This window comes from Geodermatophilus sp. FMUSA9-8 (assembly GCF_037034165.1).
Taxonomy (GTDB): Bacteria; Actinomycetota; Actinomycetes; order Mycobacteriales; family Geodermatophilaceae; genus Geodermatophilus; species Geodermatophilus nigrescens.
The window spans coordinates 536,870-556,019 of sequence record NZ_JBAGKE010000001.1; the positions used below are offsets into that span (position 1 = coordinate 536,870).

At 77.4% G+C, this 19,150-nt stretch carries 16 protein-coding genes; 6 read left to right on the forward strand and 10 right to left on the reverse strand.

Going from position 1 to position 19,150, the window contains the following annotated elements; translation table 11 throughout:
- Nucleotides 1-47 precede the first annotated feature (47 nt).
- Nucleotides 48-755: a response regulator gene (locus WA616_RS02620; RefSeq protein ID WP_336027061.1), complete on the reverse strand. Its 708-nt coding sequence runs from the start codon at nt 753-755 to the stop codon at nt 48-50.
- Nucleotides 752-2,374 (reverse strand): sensor histidine kinase, encoded by a 1,623-nt coding sequence (locus WA616_RS02625; RefSeq protein WP_336027063.1) that lies wholly within the window; start codon nt 2,372-2,374, stop codon nt 752-754. Before WA616_RS02625 ends, WA616_RS02620 begins: the two co-directional genes overlap by 4 nt.
- Before the next feature lie 127 nt (nt 2,375-2,501).
- Here WA616_RS02625 and WA616_RS02630 point away from each other — a divergent pair, with 127 nt between their 5' ends.
- Both WA616_RS02630 and WA616_RS02635 read left to right on the forward strand, forming a co-directional pair.
- Nucleotides 2,502-3,923, forward strand: coding sequence for a cation:dicarboxylate symporter family transporter (locus WA616_RS02630; protein ID WP_336027064.1), 1,422 nt, complete (start codon nt 2,502-2,504; stop codon nt 3,921-3,923).
- 92 nt (nt 3,924-4,015) lie between these two features.
- Complete coding sequence (locus WA616_RS02635; RefSeq protein ID WP_336027065.1) at nt 4,016-5,224, forward strand: lycopene cyclase family protein; 1,209 nt, start codon at nt 4,016-4,018, stop codon at nt 5,222-5,224.
- On the opposite strand, the gene WA616_RS02640 is transcribed toward WA616_RS02635, so the two are convergent.
- Nucleotides 5,190-6,728, reverse strand: coding sequence for an APC family permease (locus WA616_RS02640; protein WP_336027066.1), 1,539 nt, complete (start codon nt 6,726-6,728; stop codon nt 5,190-5,192). The genes WA616_RS02635 and WA616_RS02640 overlap by 35 nt on opposite strands.
- 92 nt (nt 6,729-6,820) lie before the next feature.
- On the opposite strand from WA616_RS02640, the gene WA616_RS02645 reads away from it, so the two are divergent.
- The gene (locus tag WA616_RS02645) at nt 6,821-9,151 is read left to right on the forward strand and encodes an ATP-binding protein (RefSeq protein ID WP_336027067.1); all 2,331 of its coding nucleotides are present in this window, start codon (nt 6,821-6,823) and stop codon (nt 9,149-9,151) included.
- On the opposite strand, the gene WA616_RS02650 is transcribed toward WA616_RS02645, so the two are convergent.
- Nucleotides 9,121-9,789, reverse strand: coding sequence for a hemerythrin domain-containing protein (locus WA616_RS02650; RefSeq protein WP_336027068.1), 669 nt, complete (start codon nt 9,787-9,789; stop codon nt 9,121-9,123). The two genes, WA616_RS02645 and WA616_RS02650, sit on opposite strands and share 31 nt — an antisense overlap.
- Nucleotides 9,790-10,051: 262 nt before the next feature.
- On the opposite strand from WA616_RS02650, the gene WA616_RS02655 reads away from it, so the two are divergent.
- On the forward strand, nt 10,052-10,579 hold the full coding sequence (locus WA616_RS02655; protein ID WP_336027070.1) for a putative immunity protein: 528 nt from the start codon (nt 10,052-10,054) through the stop codon (nt 10,577-10,579).
- Nucleotides 10,580-10,612: 33 nt separating this feature from the next.
- Here WA616_RS02655 and WA616_RS02660 read toward each other — a convergent pair whose 3' ends face one another.
- The 6 genes from WA616_RS02660 to WA616_RS02685 form a co-directional block, all read right to left on the reverse strand.
- Nucleotides 10,613-10,930 carry a hypothetical protein gene (locus tag WA616_RS02660; RefSeq protein ID WP_336027072.1) on the reverse strand — a complete coding sequence of 106 codons (318 nt, stop codon included), beginning with the start codon at nt 10,928-10,930 and terminating at the stop codon, nt 10,613-10,615.
- Nucleotides 10,899-11,435: a universal stress protein gene (locus WA616_RS02665; RefSeq protein ID WP_336027074.1), complete on the reverse strand. Its 537-nt coding sequence runs from the start codon at nt 11,433-11,435 to the stop codon at nt 10,899-10,901. Before WA616_RS02665 ends, WA616_RS02660 begins: the two co-directional genes overlap by 32 nt.
- 96 nt (nt 11,436-11,531) lie before the next feature.
- A complete protein-coding gene (locus tag WA616_RS02670) occupies nt 11,532-12,740 on the reverse strand; it encodes a low temperature requirement protein A (RefSeq protein ID WP_336027076.1) in 1,209 nt (402 codons plus the stop codon).
- A gap of 33 nt (nt 12,741-12,773) precedes the next feature.
- On the reverse strand, nt 12,774-14,558 hold the full coding sequence (locus WA616_RS02675; protein ID WP_336027077.1) for a potassium channel family protein: 1,785 nt from the start codon (nt 14,556-14,558) through the stop codon (nt 12,774-12,776).
- 13 nt (nt 14,559-14,571) lie between these two features.
- Nucleotides 14,572-14,958 carry a DUF6394 family protein gene (locus tag WA616_RS02680; protein ID WP_336027078.1) on the reverse strand — a complete coding sequence of 129 codons (387 nt, stop codon included), beginning with the start codon at nt 14,956-14,958 and terminating at the stop codon, nt 14,572-14,574.
- A gap of 116 nt (nt 14,959-15,074) precedes the next feature.
- The gene (locus WA616_RS02685; protein WP_336027079.1) at nt 15,075-16,910 is read right to left on the reverse strand and encodes an NAD(P)/FAD-dependent oxidoreductase; all 1,836 of its coding nucleotides are present in this window, start codon (nt 16,908-16,910) and stop codon (nt 15,075-15,077) included.
- 106 nt (nt 16,911-17,016) lie between these two features.
- Here WA616_RS02685 and WA616_RS02690 point away from each other — a divergent pair, with 106 nt between their 5' ends.
- Both WA616_RS02690 and WA616_RS02695 read left to right on the forward strand, forming a co-directional pair.
- Nucleotides 17,017-18,210, forward strand: a complete 1,194-nt coding sequence (locus WA616_RS02690) for a GAF domain-containing protein (RefSeq protein WP_336027082.1) — start codon at nt 17,017-17,019, stop codon at nt 18,208-18,210.
- 9 nt (nt 18,211-18,219) lie between these two features.
- The gene (locus WA616_RS02695) at nt 18,220-19,095 is read left to right on the forward strand and encodes an acyl-CoA thioesterase (protein WP_336027083.1); all 876 of its coding nucleotides are present in this window, start codon (nt 18,220-18,222) and stop codon (nt 19,093-19,095) included.
- Nucleotides 19,096-19,150: the final 55 nt, after the last annotated feature.

Here is a 19,150-nt window from a genome sequence, read left to right on the forward strand (position 1 = left end):
AGCGACCCGGCCCGAGCGGCCCGGCCCGAGCGGCCCGGCCGGGGCGGTCACCGCCAGCGGTACTCCAGCTCCGGCCGCCCGGCACCGCCGTAGCGGGGCACCCGGTCGACCAGGCCCGTCTCGGCCAGGTACTCGAGGTAGCGGCGGGCGGTGATCCGCGAGGCGCCGATGAGCTCCGCCGTCTCCGCCGCCGACACCCCGGGCGCCCGGCGCACCGCGGCCACCACGGCGTCGAGGGTCTCCCGGCCCATGCCCTTGGGCAGCGGCGCCGAGCGCGACGGGCGCACCGCGCCCAGCACCCGGTCGATCTCCGCCTGCCCGGCCGCCTCCCCGCCGGCCCGCAGCTGCGCGCGGTAGGCGGCGTAGGCCTCCAGCCGGTCGCGCAGCGCCGGGTAGGTGAACGGCTTGAGCAGGTACCCGACGACGCCGTGCACCGCCGCCGCCCGCACGGTGGCGAGCTCCCGGGCGGAGGTGACGGCGAGGACGTCGACGTCGGCGCCGGCCGCCCGGATCCGCCGGCACAGCTCCAGGCCCGAGGCGTCGGGCAGGTGCAGGTCGAGCAGCACCAGGTCGACGGCGGTGCGCGACAGGGCGTCGAGCGCGGCGGCGCCGGTGCCCGCGACCCCCACGGCGGTGAACCCCACGGTGCGCTCGACGTACGCGCGGTGCGCCTCGGCCGCGACCGGCTCGTCCTCGACGACGAGCACCCGCACCGGCGCCGGCCCGCCCACGGTGCCGGTCGCGCTGCCCGTCACGGGGCCACCTCGGCGGGCACGGCCAGCGGCAGCGAGACGGTGAACTCCGCGCCCGGGCCGGGCCGCACGGTCACCGTGCCGCCGTGCCGGTGCACCGCCTGCCGCACCAGCGCCAGGCCCAGCCCGCGGCCGAGCCCGTCGGGTGCGCCGGCGTCGTCCTTGGTCGAGTAGCCGCGCCGGAAGGCCTCGGCCGCCTCCTCCGCGCTCAGCCCCGGGCCGCTGTCCTCGACCCGGATCTCCAGGCGGTGGCCGTCGACGGCCAGTCCCACGGCCACCTCCCGCGGCGGCTCCCCGGACAGCGCGGCGTCGATGGCGTTGTCCAGCAGGTTGCCCACGATCGTCACCAGGTCGCCGGCGGGCAGCCCGGTGACGCCGACCGCGGTGCCGGGGTCGACCTCGAGCGCCACGCCGCGCTCGGCGGCGGTGGCCGCCTTACCCAGCAGCAGCGCGGCGAGCACCGGCTCCTCGACGGCGCCGACGACCCGGTCGGTGAGCTCCTGGGCCGAGGCCAGCGAGGCGGTCGCGAACTCGACCGCCTCGGCGCTGCGCCCGAGCTCCACCAGCGACACGGTGGTGTGCAGCCGGTTGGCCGCCTCGTGCGCCTGCGCCCGCAGCGACTCGGCGAAGGCCCGCACGCTGTCGCGCTCGCCGGCCAGCGCCTGCAGCTCGGTGTGGTCGCGCAGGGTCACCACCGAGCCGTCGCCGAGGCCGGGCGTCCGGGTGGGCATCCGGCTGACGAGCAGCACGCGCTCATCGGTCAGGTGCACCTCGTCGACGCCGCGGCGCGGGTCGGCCAGCGCGGCGGCCAGCTCGCCGGGCAGCCCCAGGTCGGCCACCGGGCGGCCGGCCGGGTCGCCGGCCAGGCCGAGCAGGCGGCGCGCCTCGTCGTTGGCCAGCTCCACGCGGCCCCGCCCGTCGACGAGCAGCAGCCCCTCCCGGACGGCGTGCAGCACCGCCTCGTGGTGCTCGAGCATCCGGGCGAGGGTGGCGGCGTCCAGGCCGCCGGTCTGGCGCCGCAGCCGCCGGGCCACCGCGGCGCTGCCCAGGCCGCCGACGGCGAGGGTCACCGCGGCGGTGCCGAGGATGCCGGGGACGGCCTCGGCGAGGTCGGCGGCCACGACGTCGACGGTGAGCCCGGCCGACACCAGCGCCACGACGTCGCCGTCGGCGTCGAACACCGTGCCGGTGGCCCGGACCGACGGGCCGAGCGTGCCGGTGTAGGTCTCGGTGAACGTCGTGCCGGCCAGCGCCGGCCCGACCGTGCCGAGGAAGGGCCGGCCGATCTCCGCCGGGTCGGGGTGGGTGAACCGCGTGCGGTCCGGCGCCATGACGGTGACGAAGGACAGGCCGGTGTCGGCGCGCACCTGCTCCACGAACGGCTGCAGCACCGCCGTCGGGTCCCCGCCGGTGACCGCGTCGGCCACGAGCGGGGAGTCGGCCAGGCTCTCCACCACGGCCGTGGTGCGCTGCTCGGCCCCGCGCTGCAGCGCCGCGCGGGCGTCGCGCCAGGCGACGAACGCCGCGGCCGCCACCACGGTCAGCAGCACCAGCGCCTGCAGCGCCAGCAGCTGCCGGGCCAGGCTGCCGCCCGTGCGGCGGCGGGGCAGGAGGCGGGGCACGCCCGCGAGTGTCCCGCGCCCGCGGCTGCGACGTGGCTCACGTACGCAATGAACACATGGGTGACGGCGGTCACGGGGTCCGGCCCACTGGTACCCGACCGTCCCGACGTCTCCCCCAGGAGCAGACATGGCAGCTGGCACCGCGGCCGGCGACACCCCGGCGCGCACCAGGCGCGACCGCACCCACTGGCTCTACATCGCCGTCATCGCCGCCGTCGCCCTCGGCATCGCCGTCGGCCTGGTGTTCCCCGAGTTCGCCGTCGGCCTGAAGTGGATCGGGACGGCGTTCGTCGCGCTGATCAAGATGCTGATCGCGCCGGTCATCTTCTGCACGATCGTCCTGGGCATCGGGTCGATCCGGCAGGCGGCCAAGGTGGGCCGGGTCGGCGGGCTGGCGCTCGGCTACTTCCTGCTGATGTCCACGGTGGCGCTGGCCATCGGCCTCGTCGTCGGCAACGTGCTGCACCCGGGCGACGGGCTCGCGCTGTCCGACGAGCTGCGCGGCCGGGGCTCCGAGCTCGCCGAGACCGCCGAGGAGAGCGGCGGCACCACCGACTTCCTGCTCGGCCTGATCCCCACGACGCTGCTGTCGTCGCTGACCGACGGCTCGGTGCTGCAGGCGCTGCTCGTGGCGCTGCTCGTCGGGTTCGCCATCCAGGCGATGGGCCGCTCGGGCGAGCCCCTCCTGCGGGGCATCGGGCACCTGCAAAAGCTGGTCTTCCGCGTCCTCGCGATGATCATGTGGGTGGCGCCGATCGGCGCGTTCGGCGCGATCGCGGCCGTCGTCGGCGAGACCGGCGTCGACGCGCTGAAGAGCCTCGCGGTGATCATGCTGGGCTTCTACGCCACCTGCGCCGTCTTCGTCTTCGTCGTCCTCGGGCTGCTCCTGCGGCTGGCGGCGAAGGTGAACATCTTCTCGCTGCTCAGGTACCTGGGCCGGGAGTTCCTGCTCATCGTCTCGACGTCGTCGTCGGAGACGGCGCTGCCGCGGCTGATCGCCAAGATGGAGCACGCCGGCGTGAGCAAGCCGGTGGCCGGGATCGTCGTGCCGACCGGCTACTCGTTCAACCTCGACGGCACCGCCATCTACCTGACGATGGCCTCGCTGTTCATCGCCGAGGCGCTGGGCGACCCGCTGTCGGTCGGCGAGCAGGTCGGCCTGCTGGCCTTCATGATCATCGCCTCGAAGGGCGCGGCCGGTGTCACCGGCGCAGGCCTGGCCACCCTCGCCGGCGGCCTGTCGGCGCACCGCCCCGACCTGCTCGACGGCGTCGGCCTCATCGTCGGCATCGACCGGTTCATGTCCGAGGCCCGCGCGGTCACCAACTTCGCCGGCAACGCCGTCGCCACCGTGCTGGTGGCCGGCTGGACCCGCGAGCTGGACCGCGAGCAGCTCTCGGCGGCCCTGTCCGGGCAGGTGCCGTTCGACGAGGCGACGATGCTCGACGACGACCACGGCGACCTGCCCGCCGACGCCACGAACGCCGGCCCCGGCCGGCGCGACGCGCAGGCCGAGCTGCGGCAGGAGGCGCTCTCCTCGACCCGCTGAGCGGGTCCTCCCGGTCACACCCCCGACCGCATCCCGACTCCACCCCCGACCCCGGCCGCGCGCCGGAGCCGGGGGTGTGGTCGTCTGCGGCGGTGGCAGCCCCCCTCGACGTGGTCGTCGCCGGCGCCGGCCCGGCCGGGCTGTCGGCGGCCGCCGCGTGCGCCGCGGCGGGGCTGGCGACGGCGCTGGTCGCCCCCGCGGTGCGGCCCTGGCCGGCCACCTACTGCCTGTGGGCCGACGAGCTCGACGCCGAGGCCGGACCGCTCGGCCTCGACCCGGCCGCGGCGCGGACGACCATGGCCTCCCGGTACTCCCCCACCGTCGTCCGGACGGCGTCCGGCGGCGAGCGGCGGCTGACCCGCGGCTACGCCCGGCTGCGCAACGACGCCCTGCACGCCGCCCTGCTCGACCGGTTCACCGCCGCCGGCGGGCGCGTGGTGCCCGGCCGGGTCCGCGGCCTGCTCGACGACGCCGACGGCGAGGTCGCCGTCCTCGCCGACGGCACCCGGCTGGCCGCCCGCACCGTGCTCGACGCGCGGGGCGGCGGGCCCGCGACGGCGCAGCAGCGGGCGTGGGGCGAGGTGGTCGCCGGACCCGTGCCGGACCTGGTGCCGCCAGGCGGCGCCCTGTTCATGGACTGGACGGCGCTGGCCGCCCCCGGCGCTCCCCCGGCCTTCCTCTACGGCCTGCCCCTCGACGACGGCACCGTGCTGCTCGAGGCCACCTCGCTCGCCGCGCGGCCGCCGCTGCCGCTGGCGGACCTGCGCGCGCGGCTCGCCGCCCTGCTCGCGGCGCACGGGCTGCGGCCGGCCGGCGGGGCCGAGCGGGTGGCCATCCCGCTCGACCCTGCCCCGCGCCCGGCGGGCCCCGGCACCCCGCTGGGCGCCGCCGCCGGGCTGGTGCACCCGGCCACCGGCTACAGCGTGGCGGCGTCGCTGCGCCTGGGCCCGCGGGTGGCCGGGGCGCTGGCCGCGGGCCGCGACCCGCGCCCGGTGGTGCGCGCCGCGCGCCCGCGGGCCACCGCGGCGCTGCTGGGCCTCGGCCTGGAGGTGCTGCTGCCCATGGACGCCGCGGCCACCGACGCGTTCTTCGGTGCCTTCTTCACGCTCCCCGAGCAGGCGTGGGCGCCCTACCTGGACGGGGGCTCGCCGCCGTCCGCCGTCGCCGGGACGATGGCCCGGGTGTTCGGGGCGCTGTCGGCAGCGCAGCGGGCCCGGCTGCTGCGCGGCGTCGCGGGCGGGACCGCGGCCCGGCTGGGGGCGGGGCTCAGGCGGGCGCGGGCGGCGGCGTCGGGTCGATGACCGCGGCGTGCTCCGGGAGCACCCCGGTGCGCCGCCGCTGACGCAGCAGGTACCAGCCCAGGCCCACCGCGACGATCGCGCCGATGAACACCGGCGCGGCCCACTGCAGGTACCAGTGCTGCTCGCCGGTGGCGTTGTAGACCTCCCGGCGCGGCCACGCGAGGTTGACCGCCATCCCGGCACCCCACAGCACCGCGAGCACGTTCACCGGCAGGCCCCAGCGGCCCAGCGAGAAGCGCCCCGGCGCCGGGCGCCACCGGCCGCGCAGGCGGGCGACCAGCATCGGGCCGGTCACCAGCAGGTACGCCAGGTAGATCATCACCACGGCGATGCTGGTGAGGGCGGTGAAGACCTGCGGCTGGCGGACGTTGAGCAGCAGCACGCCGATGGCCAGCACCCCGACGACGACGGCGGGGACGACCGGCGTGCGCCGCCGCGGGTCGACGTGCGCCAGGCGGGCCGACGCCGGCAGCGCGTTGTCCCGCGCCATCGCGAACGTCATCCGGATCGCCGCGGTGTGCACGGCGAGGCAGCACACGGTGACCGCGACGACGATGCAGACGAGGAACGCCTTGCCCAGCCCCGTGCCGGCCACCGACAGCAGCACGTACTGCAGCCCGCCCCCGCTGCTGGCCAGCTGCGGGTCGGCGAGGCTCGGGGCGGCCATCAGGCCGAACAGCAGGATCAGCCCGCCGAGCACGAAGGAGGCGGTGATCGCCCGCAGGATCGCCCGCGGCGCGGTGCGGCCCGGGTCGATGGTCTCCTCGCCGAGCGAGCTGGCGGTGTCGAAGCCGTACATGACGTAGCCCGACGCGAGCGCGGCCACGAGGAAGGCGCCGAGGTAGCCCAGCGACTGCCCCTCGCCGCGGCCGGCGGTGTCGAACAGGACGTCCTGCGGGCCGCGGGTGATCGCCAGCGCCAGCACGACGACGATGAGCACGGCGGCCACGAGCTCGATGAACACCCCGGTGCTGTTGATCCGCGCCATCAGCCGCACGCCGAAGGCGTTGATGAGCGTGGTGACGGTGATGAGCAGCCCGCCGAGCAGCACCGCGTTGACGGCGACGTCGTAGGTGCCGGTGCCGTCGCCGACCACCTGGAAGCCGGACCACAGCTGCGGCAGCGTGATCTGGTACGCCAGCGCGGTCGCGGCGAGGGTGACCACCGAGGCGGTGAGCATCACCCAGCCGGCCAGCCACGACGTCGTCGCGCTGCCGAGGCGCTTGGTCCAGTTGTAGAGCGACCCGGCCACCGGGTAGCGGGCGGCGAGCTCGGCGAAACACAGCGCGACCATCAGCTGGCCGGCGAAGACGATCGGCCAGGACCACACGTAGGCCGGGCCGCCGGCGCCGAAGCCGAAGTAGAAGAGCTGGAACGTGCCGGTGAGGATCGAGATGTAGCTGACGCCGGCGGCGAAGCTGGAGAACCGGCCGATGCTGCGGTCCAGGTGCTGCCGGTAGCCGAACTCCGCGAGCTGGGGGTCGCCGTCGTCCGAGGGGCGCACGGTGGGGGCCTTCCGGGTGTGGGGTGCGGGCGCCCCACTGTGGCGGACGGCGTGGTCCCCGGCGACCCGGGACGCCGCTACCCTCCCGGCCGGTGAGCGCCCCGTCCCCCGGTCCCCTGGCCGCGCTGCTGCGCCGGCTCCGCGAGCGGGCGGCGCTCAGCCAGGAGGAGCTCGCCGCGCGGGCCGGCCTGACGGGCAAGGCGATCGGCGCGCTGGAGCGCGGCGAGCGACGCCGTCCCCACCCGCACACGTTGCGTGCACTGGGCGACGCGCTCGGCCTCGACGACGCCGAGCGCGCGGACCTGGCCGCGGCCGCCCGCCCGGACGCCGCGGACCCGGCGCCGGCGCCCGGCCTGCCGGTGCCCGCCGTGCCGCTGGTGGGGCGCGACGCCGAGCTGCCGGAGGTCACGGCGCTGCTGCGGTCGGGGACCACCCGGCTGCTCACGCTCACCGGCCCGGGCGGCGTCGGGAAGACGACGCTGGCCCTGGCGGCGGCCCGGGCGCTGGCGCCCGGGTTCCCCGGTGGCGTCGCGGTGGTGGAGCTCGCGCCGGTGCGGGAGGCGCGGTCGGTGCTGCCCGAGCTCGCCCGCGTGCTCGGTGGCCGGCAGCCGGCCGGCCCGGCGGCCGACGCGGTCGCCGCACGCCTGGGCGACCGGCGCTGCCTGGTGGTCCTGGACAACGTCGAGCACGTGCTGGACGCCGCGCCCGAGGTCGCCGCGCTGCTGGCCCGCTGCCCCGGCCTGAGCGTGCTCGCCACCAGCCGGGCCGCGCTGCGCGTCCGGGCCGAGCGCGAGTACCCGCTCGGCCCCCTCCCGGTCCCCGCCCACGCGGACGCCGGCACCGTCGCCGCCTCCCCCGCCGCCCGGCTCTTCCTCGACCGCGCGGCCGCCGCGGGCCGGCCGCTGTCCCTGGACGACGCGACCGCGGCCGACGTCGCCGCCATCTGCCGGCGCCTCGACGGCCTGCCGCTGGCGCTGGAACTGGCCGCCGCGCACGCCCGCTACCTGCCGCCGTCGGCGCTGCTCGGCCGGCTCGACGACGCCCTCGGCCGCAGCCGCTCGCGCGACCTGCCCGAGCGGCAGCGGACGATGGCCGCCGCCCTCGACTGGAGCCACGACCTGCTCACCGCCGGCGAGCAGGCGCTGCTGCGCCGGCTGTCGGTCCTCGCCGGCGGCTTCGACCTCGACCTGGCGCGGGCGGTGTCGGGCGGGGAGGACGCCGTCGTCGCGCTCGCGGGGCTGGTCGAGCAGTCGCTGGTCGTCGCCGAGGGAGGGCCGCACGCGCGCTACCGCCTGCTGGAGCCGGTGCGCCAGTACGCCGCGGCGCGGCTGGCCGCGTCCGGAGAGGCGGACGCCGTCGCCGACCGCGCCGTCGCGGCGGTGCTCGCCCTGGCCGAGGGGGCGCGCACCGGGCTGCCCGGCGCGGAGCAGGGCGCGTGGCTCGACCGGCTGGAGCGCGAGCACGGCACCCTCGGCGTCGCCCTCGGCCGGCTGACCGCGGCGGGCCGCGCCGCCGACGTCGCCGCGCTCATGGAGGCGACCTGGCTCTACTGGGCGGTGCGCGGCAACGCCGCCGAGGGCCTGCGGTGGCTCGACCGGGTGTCCCCCGACGGGCTCGCCCCCGACGACGGAGCCCGGCTGCTGCTGGCGACGGCGGCGCTCCGGTACGCCGCCGGGGACGTCCCCGGCACGCGGGAGGCGGCCGCCGCGGCGGCCCGGACCGCGGGCGCCGCCGACCTGCGCTCGCTCGCCCGGGTGCTCACCGGCTCGGCCGCCGTCTTCACCGGCGACCTCTACGCCGCCGCGGCCGAGCTCGACGAGGCGCTCCGGCTGGCGGAGGCGAGCGGGCAGGCGTGGGCGCGGGCGCACGCGGTGACCGCCCGCGGGCAGCTGCTGCTGCGCGCCGGTGAGCTCGGCGGGGGCACGGCCGAGCTCGCCCGGGCGGAGGGGCTCGCCCGGGAGCTGGGCAGCCCGTTCACGCTGGCCACGGTGCTCAACGTGCAGGCCTCCCTCGCCTGGCTGGCCGGTGACGGCGAGGAGGCGCTGGCCCGGTGGACGGAGGCGGCCGTGCTCGCCGCCGAGGTGCGCACCACCTGGACGCTCGCCTACACGCTGCCCGGGCTGGCCGCCGTCGCCGCTGCCCGGGGGCGCCCGGAGCTGGCGGCCCGGCTGTTCGCGGCCGGCTCGGCGACGGCGGAGGCGGCGGCGGTCGCGGTGGCGTTCCCGCCCGACGTCGAGCTCGCCGCGCAGGTGCTGCCGGAGGTGCGCGCGGCGCTGGGCGCGGAGGCGTTCGGGCGGGCCTGGGACGCCGGCCGGCTGCTGCGCCCGGAGGACGTCCCGGCCCTGGTCCGGGACCTCGGCCCGGGAACCCGGCCCGGAGCCCGGCCCGGAGCTCAGCGGGTCCCGCGCACCCGGCTGACGTAGCGGCGGTACCGGCCGGCGAACACGGTGCGCAGCAGCACCCGGACCGGCCACGGGACGACGTGCAGCATCATCTCCCGCTCCTCGGGGTCGCACTCCTCCAGCAGTGCGCCGAACAGCAGCGGCAGGTCGCGCGCCGCCATCTGGCCCTTGCCGTGCTCGCCGAGCTGCGACCACTCCTCCTGCGTCACGTGCCGCCGGGCGAGCGGGAGGATCTCGCGCTCCTCCTCCTCGAGGTGGACGAGCAGGACCTCGCGCAGCGCGTCGACGGTGCCGGCGACCTCCTCGGCGACGGCGGGGCGGGCCTCGGCCTCCCAGCGGTCCAGGGCCGGCCCGAGCGCCTCCGTGAGCCGCTCGACCTCGGCGTGCTGCTCCTCCATCCGCTCGATCAGCGCGGCGTCGGGCGGGCAGCGCTCGAGCAGCGTGGGCCAGAGCAGGTCGTCCTCGGCGGTGTGGTGCAGGTGCAGGCCCTGCAGGAACATCCGGGTGTGCGCGGCGAGCACGGCGGCGCGGGCGGTGTCCCCGGGCGCGACGGCCCGCACGAGCCCGGGGACGAGCCGCAGCTCGCGGCGGAAGGCGCGGTGGACCACGTACATGTCACGGACGTCGGCCATCGGGACGGCGGGAGCGGTGTGCGTCATGGCGTCGAGCCTGTCGGCGGCGCCCGGCACGACCCACCCACAGCGCCCCCACAGCGGACCCACGATCTGCCCACGGCACCCCGGCGGGTCGACATGGCGACAGCTCGACGCGCCGACAGCTCGACGCGCCGACACCTCGATCCGCCGACACCTCGACCCGGCGACACCTCGACGTCCCGACACGGCGACCGGTCGACAGCGCGACCGGTCGACAGCGCGACACGGCGACACCTCGACGTCCCCACCCCCGAGGACGGGCGGCGTGAGCCAGGACGCCCCCGAGGTCGCGCTGACCCGGGCCGAGCTGCGGGCGGTCGCGGGCTTCGCTGCGGCGTGCGCCCGGCCCGCCCTCGCCCGCTTCGAGCGGGACCGGCCGGGCGACCCGCGCCCCCGCGCCGCCATCGACGCCGCCCAGGCCTTCGCCGACGGCGGCGAGCGCACGACGGCGCTGCGCGACGCCGCCTGGGCCGCGCAGCGGGCGGCGACCGCCGCACGGGAGGCCGGGCAGCCCGCCGCGGCCGAGGCGGCCCGGTCGGCGATGGCCGCGGCCGGCGCCGCGTTCCTGCACCCGATCGCGCGGGCCACCCAGGTCGCCCACGTCCTGGGCTCGGCCGCCCACGCCGCCCGCGCGGCCGAACTCGACGGCGAGGACCCCGCCGCCGTCCTCGACCGCGCCCGGCGGACCGCCGGGCCCGTCGTCGCGGGCGTGCTGCGCCGCTACCCGCCCGCCCCGGCCGGCGGCGGGCGGGTCGGCGCGCTCGTCCGGGAGCTCGACGGCGCCCTGCGGTAGGCGCCCTGCGGAGAGGGCTCAGTGCTCCGAGGCTCAGTGCTCCGAGGCGTGGTGGTGGAACCGCCGCCACGGGTGGCGCCGCGCCGTCGGCGCCGCGGGCACCGGCGGGGGCTCGGCCGGCGCCGCGGCGGCGCTCGCCGTCGCCCCGGCAGGCGCCCCGTCCCGGCGCGGCGGGCGCACCCGGTCGGCCAGCCGCTCCCGGCTGAGCTGGTGCTGCAGCCCCATCGGGTCGCAGCGGTGCCCGCGGGCCGCGACGTCGTGCTGCGCCTCCCACTGGGCGATGAGCTTCTCCTCCGCCGTCATCTCCCGGCGGCGGTCGTCACCCGAGCCCGGCGTGCTGGACCTGGTCATGGCGCTCCTCCCTGCTGCCGCCCGGTCCCGGGCCGGGCGTCGTCCCGTGCGTCGTCCCCTGCGGGCGCACGACGGTCACCGGGCACGACGCCGCCCGCAGCACCGACGTCGCCACCGACCCGGGGAGCCGCCCGCGCGCGGCGCCGCGGCCACGGGCGCCGACCACCAGCAGCGCGGCCCCCTCCGCGGCGTCCAGCAGCGCGTCCACCGGCGCCCGGTGCACCGCGCGGCACTCCACCGGCACGCCCGCGGGCACCCCGGCCGCGGCGACGTCGTCGGCCAGCGCCTGCCGCACCGCCGCCTCGTAGTCGGCCACCGGCGGCACGTAGCCGCACTCCCAGGTGGCCGGCCGCGGCGCGGTGGTCAGGCTCCACGCCCGCACGACGAGCAGCGGCAGCCCGGCCCGCGCGGCGAGCGCGCCGGCCCAGGCCAGCGCCGTCCGGGCGCAGGCCGACCCGTCCACCCCGACGACGACCCCGCCGTCGAGCCCCGGCGTCGTGTCCACGGCAGCGCACCTCCCGGCGGGTCGGCGTCCGGCCCCCGTCCCAGTGCAGCCCTCCCCGACCGCGGGCGGCAGGGCCGGAGGTCCCTGCCGCGCCGGTCAGACCTCCTCGGCCTCCAGCTGCCCCGTCGCCCGCTGCACCGATCCGGCCACGACCACGACGACCACCAGCGCGGCCAGCGCGCCGATCACGGCGACGGCCGGCAGGTCGAGCAGCGCGTCGAGGCCGGCCACCACTGCCGCAGCCAGGGGCCACCACCACCCGCGGCGCACGTCGCCGGTCATCGCCGACGCCGTCACGCTCGCCGACGCCAGGTACAGCGCCACGCCCCCCGCGACGAGCAGCCGCGTGCCCGGCGGCACGTCGCCGGCCTCGACGACGGCCAGCTCGATCCCCGCGCCCACGGTCGCCAGCGCCAGCGTCAGCGGCAGGTGCCCGAAGACGTAGACGTCGAGGGCGTGCGTGGCGCGCGGCTCCCCGGACTCGTCGAGCAGGCGCTTGGCGCGCGCCCCGGCGAGGTCGAAGTAGCTCCACCACAGCGCCGCGGCGAGCACGAAGGCCAGCGCCGCCACGACGACCGAGTTCGCCGTCCACGTCGCGTCGTAGAGGCCGTGCGCCACGGCCGCCACCGGCTCGCCGAGCACGAGGATGACGAAGAGCGCGAACCGCTCCGGCAGGTGCTCGACGTGCACCGGCACCTCGGCCGAGGTCCGCGTCGCGAGCAGCGGCACCAGCGCCTCGACGAGCACCGCGGCGAGCCAGAACGCGTAGGCGGCCGGCCGCGGCACCGCCAGCGACACCGCCCAGAACGCCGCCCCGGCCGCCGCGCCGGCGAGGTAGAGCCGGGTGACCGGCCTCGCCTCCGGCACGTGCACGTGGGCGCGGCGGTACTGCAGGAGCAGCAGGCCGCGCAGCACGAGCTGGCAGACGACGAAGACGGTGGCCCGCTCGCCGGTGGCCTCCGACGCCGAGGCCGCGAGGCCCACGACGGCGGCCATGCTGGCCAGCTTGTAGACCCGGTAGACGACGTCGTCGTGGTCGAAGCGGTTGGCGTAGAGCGTGGAGCTCACCCACGACCACCACACCGCGCCGAACAGCCCGGCGAAGACGAGGTAGCCGTGCACGGTGACGTCCTCGCGCAGCGCCTTGGCGAGCTCGGCCAGCACCAGGACGAAGGCCAGGTCGAAGAACAGCTCCAGCCGGGAGGCGGAGCGGTCGTCGTCGGTGCGCAGCCCCGGCGGCCGGACGGGGTCGGAGCGGCCGGTGAGCCGTTCGACCAGGCGCCGGCCCGGTCCCTGCTCGGACATGCGTCCCCCCTCGCGGACGTCGGCGCCGCGAGGTCAGGACGCGGCGGCTGCGTCCGGAGTCGGCGCCGACCGGCTGAGCTTGCGCCAGATCCAGCTCGACGGCACCCGGTGGCCGGTGACCAGGTAGTCGGCCACGCCGTCGATGAACAGCGTCGCCTCCACCTCGCGGTGCACCGCGGCACGGCCGGCGAACAGCAGCTCGTCGCCGGGCTCGAGCTCCAGGTCGCCGTCCGGGGTCAGGAGGGCCTCGCCCCGGCGCAGCACCAGCAGCGGGACGGCGAGCAGCGTCCGGTCGCGGTCGGCGGGGTCGCGCAGCAGGTCGGCGAGGCGGAACCCGCCCCGGGACAGCCGGGGGTGGAGCGCGGGGGCGTCGTCCGGCGTGAGGCGCACCTTCCACAGCGCCTCGAGGTGGGTGCCGCACGCGTCGAGCAGCCGGTCCACGACGCCGGCCGACCACTCGTCGCTCTGCCCGGGCAGCTCGCGCAGGAAGCGCCACAGCAGCGGGGTGCTCAGCCGGGCGTAGGCGTCGTGGGCGACCACCTCGGTGGGGACCAGCAGCGCGTCGACCTCCATCGCGGCGAACAGCGCGGCGTCGGCCGGCTGGTTCTGCCGGGCGGCGACGAACAGGCCGGGGTTGATCCGCCGGGCCTCGGCGATCAGCGACAGGTTGGTGGTGTCGTTGTCGGTGCCGGCGACCAGGCCGACGGCGCCGGCGAGGTCGGCGGACCGGATGACGTCGAGGTCCGCGGCGTCGCCGACGATCGTCGGCTCCTCCTCCGGCGAGGGGTCGACGGTGGTCACCTCCAGGCCCTCGGCGCGGAGGTCGGCGGCGAAGTGCCGGCCGAAGCGCCCGTAGCCGCAGACCACCCACCGCCCGGGCGCCGGGGCCTTCCCACGGGGCGTGATCTCCGCGCCCGGGCCGCTCTCCAGCCAGGTCATGAGCTGGTAGGACGCCGGGGTCCGCAGCGCGAGGCGCAGGTGGTCGCCGAACCGGTCGAAGGGGTTGACGACGGTGGGCGAGCCGAAGCCCGCCATCCGCTCGGCCACCATGGGCGACGTCGTCCGCGACACCACCGGCAGCTCCGGGCGCAGCAGCGCCGCGGCCATCGTCACCGCGAGGTTGGCCTCGTCGTCGCCGGTCAGTGCGAGCACGCCCTCGCACCAGGGGTGCCCGAGGCCGGCGACGCCGAGGACGTGCGGGTCGCGGGCGTCGCCGACGATCCCCGGCACGTCCCCGCGGTAGGTGGCGATCTCGAGGGCGTCGATGCGGGTCTCGGAGATGTCGACGACGGTGAACCGGCGGCCCAGCGCGTCGAGGGAGGCGCCGAGGTCCTCCCCCGCCTGCCCGTAGCCGGCGACGAGCAGGAACGGCTCGCGCAGCCGGGTGACCTTGCGCGACACGTGCCGCAGCGCCAGCGCCTGGCGGAACGCCCGGTCCTGCACCAGCGCCAGCAGCGACCCGATCGCGTACGCCCACCCGACGACGGTCAGGTAGATGGTCGCTGTCGTCCACATGCGCTGGGCGTAGCTGAAGGCGAACGGGATCTCGCCGAAGCCGATCGTCGTCGCGGTGTAGCTCATGACGTAGAAGGCGTCGAAGAGGCTCAGGCGGGCCGGCTGCCCCTGGGCGTCGACGCCCGGGATCAGCGACAGGCCCAGCACGCTGACGAAGAAGATGACGATCAGCGTGATCAGCGGCGCGCGCATCCGCCGCAGGACGGTGAAGACCGTCGCCGAGCCCTCCGCCCGCGGCACGACCGGACGGCGGCGCGCGCGGCGGCCGCGGGTGGTCACCGGGGGCGGCGGCGCGGTCTCCACGGTCGGCGTCCGCTCAGTGGCGCTGGAAGGACACGGTCTCGATGACCAGCAGCACCACCGAGACGACGTTGGCGACCAGCGCCCCGCCCGACAGCGACACCATGCTCGCCGTGGCGGTGGCCGTCAGACCCTCGGCGGAGACGTGCACCGCCCACGCCCAGGTGATCGTGGCGGCGATGAGCTGCAGGTCCGCGACCAGGCTGGTGGCCAGGTGCACGGCGCCGATCTGGGTGCGGTCGCCGAACTTGAGCACCGTGGCGATGAGGCTGACCACCAGCGCCGCGAACAGCTCGTAGACGTTGTGCACGGCCGGGTCGTCGATGTCGCCGATGAAGAAGCCGAAGTTGATGGTGGCGGCGAGCAGCACGAAGAAGCCGAAGACGACCTTCTCGAGGTTCATGCGACTCCCGCGGCGGTGGGTGCGACCGTCCGGACACTAGTGCCGCACCGGACCGCCCGCCGGGGGGCGGCGGGCGGCGGCGCCGGGGAGCGCGGGGCTCCCCGGCGCCGGGCCGCTCACCGCCTGTGGTGCACCTCCGCCTGGCCGTACACCGGCGTCGGGATGCCCACCTGGCGCGCCTTCAGCTGCAGCGCGAGGTACAGCGAGTAGTGCCGCGACTGGTGCAGGTTGCCGCCGTGGAACCACAGCCCCGGCTGGGCGGTGGGCTTCCACATGTTGCGCTGCTCGCCCTCCCAGGGGCCCGGGTCCTTGGTGGTGTCCGAGCCCAGGCCCCACACCTTCCCGACCCGGTCGGCGACCTCCTGGCTGATGAGGTCGGCCGCCCAGCCGTTCATCGACCCGTAGCCGGTGGCGTAGACGACGAGGTCGGCCGGGAGCTCCGTCCCGTCGTCCAGGACGACGGCGTCCTCGGTGAGCCGCACGACCTGCCCGTGGACGAGCGCGACGTCGCCGTTCGCCACCAGGTCGGCGGCGCCCACGTCGATGTAGTAGCCCGAGCCGCGGCGCAGGTACTTCATGAACAGGCCCGACCCGTCGTCGCCCCAGTCCAGCCAGAAGCCGGCCTCCTCCATGCGGCGGTAGAAGTCGGCGTCGCGCTCCCGCATCTGCTCGTAGGCCGGGATCTGGAACTCGTGCAGGATCCGGTACGGGATGGAGGCGAAGGTCAGGTCGGCCTTCTCCGTCGTCATGCCGGCGGCCACCGCCTCCTCGCTGTAGAGCGAGCCCAGGCCGATCTCCATGAGGCTGTCGCTCTTGACGATGTGCGTGGAGGAGCGCTGCACCATCGTCACCTGCGCGCCGTGCTCCCACAGCGCCCCGCAGATGTCGAAGGCCGAGTTGTTGCTGCCGATGACGACCACCCGCTTGCCGGCGTACCCGTCGGGCCCCGGGTGGGCCGACGAGTGGTGCTGCTCGCCGCGGAAGACGTCCTGCCCCGGGATCTCCGGCACGTTCGGCTTGCCGCTCATGCCGGTGGCCAGCACGAGCTCCTTCGGCCGGAGGGTGAGCTCCTCGCCGTCGCGGACCACCTGCACGGTCCACTCGCCGGCCGCCTCGTCGTAGGCGGCGCTGCGCACCTCGGTGGAGCCCCAGTACGGGATCTCCATGACGCGCACGTAGGACTCGAGCCAGTCGGCGATCTTGTCCTTGGGGGCGAAGACCGGCCAGTTGTCGGGGAACGGCAGGTAGGGCAGGTGGTCGTACCAGACCGGGTCGTGCAGGCAGAGGGACTTGTAGCGGCCGCGCCACTGGTCACCGGGCCGGGCGTGCCGGTCGACGACGAGGGCCGGGACGCCGAGCTGGCGCAGCCGTGCCCCGAGCGCGACGCCGCCCTGGCCGCCGCCGACGACGAGGACGGAGGGCTGGGTGGTGCGGCCGAGCTCGGCGTCCTCCCGGGCCCGGCGCTCGGCCCAGGTCAGCCGCTCCCGGTTGATCCCGTGCTCGGCACCCTTCGGCCGGCCGGGCCCGCGCGGCTCCTCGTGGCCCGTCAGCTCGTACAGCGTGGTGAGGAAGGTCCAGGCCCGCGGCTGCCCGTCCTCCTCGACGAGGCGGACCAGGCCCCGCCCCCGGCCGACCGCCGTCTCGAAGGTGAACCAGGCGGTGGTCACGCCGTCGTCCTCCGTCGGCTCCTCGCTGACGGCGAACCCGGAAGGGTCGGTGCGGTCGAGGGTGGCGGTGAGCAGGTCGGTGACGCCGGCCCGGTCCTCGACGGTGGTGATGTTCCAGGTGAACGCGACCAGGTCCCGCCAGAAGCTGGTGGCGGCGAACAGCCCGGCGGCGCGGTCCACGTCGCGGGCGCGCAGCGCGTCCTCGAGGTCGGCGAACCAGGCCCGGGCGCGGGCGGCCGGGGCGGTCGAGGGAGCCGTGGACGGGGTGTCGAGGGTCGAGGTCATGCGGGGTCCTCCCTGCAGAGCAGCACACGTGGTGTGATGTGCAGCACAGCACCCGCCGGACCTGCGGCGGGAGCGTTGCAGCGCATTGCACGCCGAGGAGGCGCCGGTGCCCGCGTGGTCGGCGGTCGCGCCCGGCACCGACCTGTCCACGCACGCCCGCGTGCTGTCCCGCGTGCACGACGCCGTCCTCGCCGGCGGCCGCCCGCCGGTGCGCCCGCGCCGGGTGGTCGAGCGGTCCTGGTCGCGCGTGCTGGGGCTCGGCATGGACCCCGACCGGCCCCGGCCGCGCGACCCGCTGCCCGCCGACGCGGTGCAGGCCCGCCGCCGCACCTCCGGCCTGGAGGCGGTGGTCGACGAGCTGCGGCAGGTGCTCGTCGGCGTCGCGGAGGCCTCGCACGGCCTCGTCGTCGTCACCGACGCCGACGGCGTGGTGCTGTGGCGGGACGGGTCGGCGGCCACCCGCCGGCACGCCGACCGGCTCGGCTTCGCCGAGGGCGCCACCTGGACCGAGGCCGCCGTGGGCACCAACGCCATCGGGACGGCCCTGGCCGAGGCGGCGCCGGTGCAGCTGTTCTCCGCCGAGCACTTCGAGGCCGCCCAGCACCCCTGGTACTGCTCGGCGGCGCCCGTGCACTCGCCGGTCACCGGGGAGCTGCTCGGGGTCGTCGACGTCAGCGGGCCCGCGCTCACCCTGCACCCGGCGATCGGGGCGCTGGTGGAGACCTCGGTGCGGCTGGCCGAGACCGGGCTGTGGCGGCGGCACGAGCAGCACCTCGACCGGCTGCGCCGCGCGGCCGGGCCCGTGCTGGGCACCGCGCGGGGGCCCCTGCTGCTCGTCGACGACGACGGCTGGGTCGCCGCCCGCTCCGGTGTCGCCGCGGGCGCCCGGGTCGCCGTCCCGCGGGCCGGCCGGCCGCTCGCCGTCGCCGGGCTCGGGCTGTGCACGCCCGAGCGGCTGGGCGAGGGCTGGCTGCTGCGCCCCGCGGAGGCCCGCGCGCCGGTGTCGGCCGAGCTCGACCTCACCGCGGCGCCCGTGCTGCGGGTGCGCGGCGGCGACGGCTCCTGGTCGGCCGGGCTCACCCGCCGGCAGGCGCAGGTGCTCGCCCTGGTGGCCGCCGCCGGCCCGGCCGGGCTCGACGCCGCGGCGCTCGGCCGGGCGCTGTTCGGCGACGACGGGCACGTGGTCGCCGCGCGGGCCGAGGTGTCCCGGCTGCGCCGCGTCGTCGGCGACCTGGTGGCACTCGCGCCCTACCGGCTCGCCGGGGGCGTCGCCCTCACGGTGACCGGCGGGGGTGCTTGACTCCCCGCCGTGCCGCCGCCCTCCCCCCGCGCACCCCTGGCCGCGTTGCTCGACCTCACCGACTCCGGCGACGACGTCCTGCGCGCCGCGCCGCGCGGGGGCCCCGCCGGGGAGCGCGCGTTCGGCGGCGCGGTGGTGGCGCAGTCGCTGGCCGCCGCCGCGCGCACGGTGGACGCCGGCCGTCCGGTGCACTCGCTGCACGCCTACTTCGTCCGCCCCGGCGACCCGTCGGCGGCCGTGGACCTCGCCGTCACCCGCGTCCGGGACGGGGGCAGCTACACCACCCGCGAGGTGACCGCCCGGCAGGGCGAGGCCGCCATCCTGGAGCTGACCTGCTCCTTCACCCGGCCGCAGGCCGGCCCGGAGCACCAGGTGCCCGCGCTCGCCGCGACCCCGCCGGAGGACCTGCCGCGGCCGGAGGAGGCGCTGGCCGACGCCCCCGCCCCCGTCCGCGCGTGGCTGGACTGGCTGGACCGGCGGCACCCGTTCGACTTCCGCTTCGACGGCCCGCTGCCCCGCGTCGCCGCCGGCCGCGGCGAGCCCGCGCCGCCCCGCCAGCGCTTCTGGTTCCGCTCCCGCGAGCCGCTGCCGGACGAGCCGCTCGCGCACGCCGTCGCCCTGGCCTACGCCACCGACATGCTGCTGCTGGCCACCGCCGTCGCGCCGCACGCCACGGTGATCGGCGCCCCGGGCCTGGCGACGGCGAGCCTCGACCACGCCGTCTGGTTCCACGGCCCGGCCCGCGCCGACGACTGGCTGTTCTGCGAGCAGGAGAGCACCTGGGCCGGCGGCGGGCGGGCGATGTGCTCGGGCCGGGTGTTCGACCGCGGTGGGCGGCTGGTGCTCACCGTGGCCCAGGAGGGCATGGTGCGCACCGCACGCTGAGGCATGGTGCGCTGAGGCATGGTGCGCTGAGGCATGCTGCGCACCGCGCGCTGAG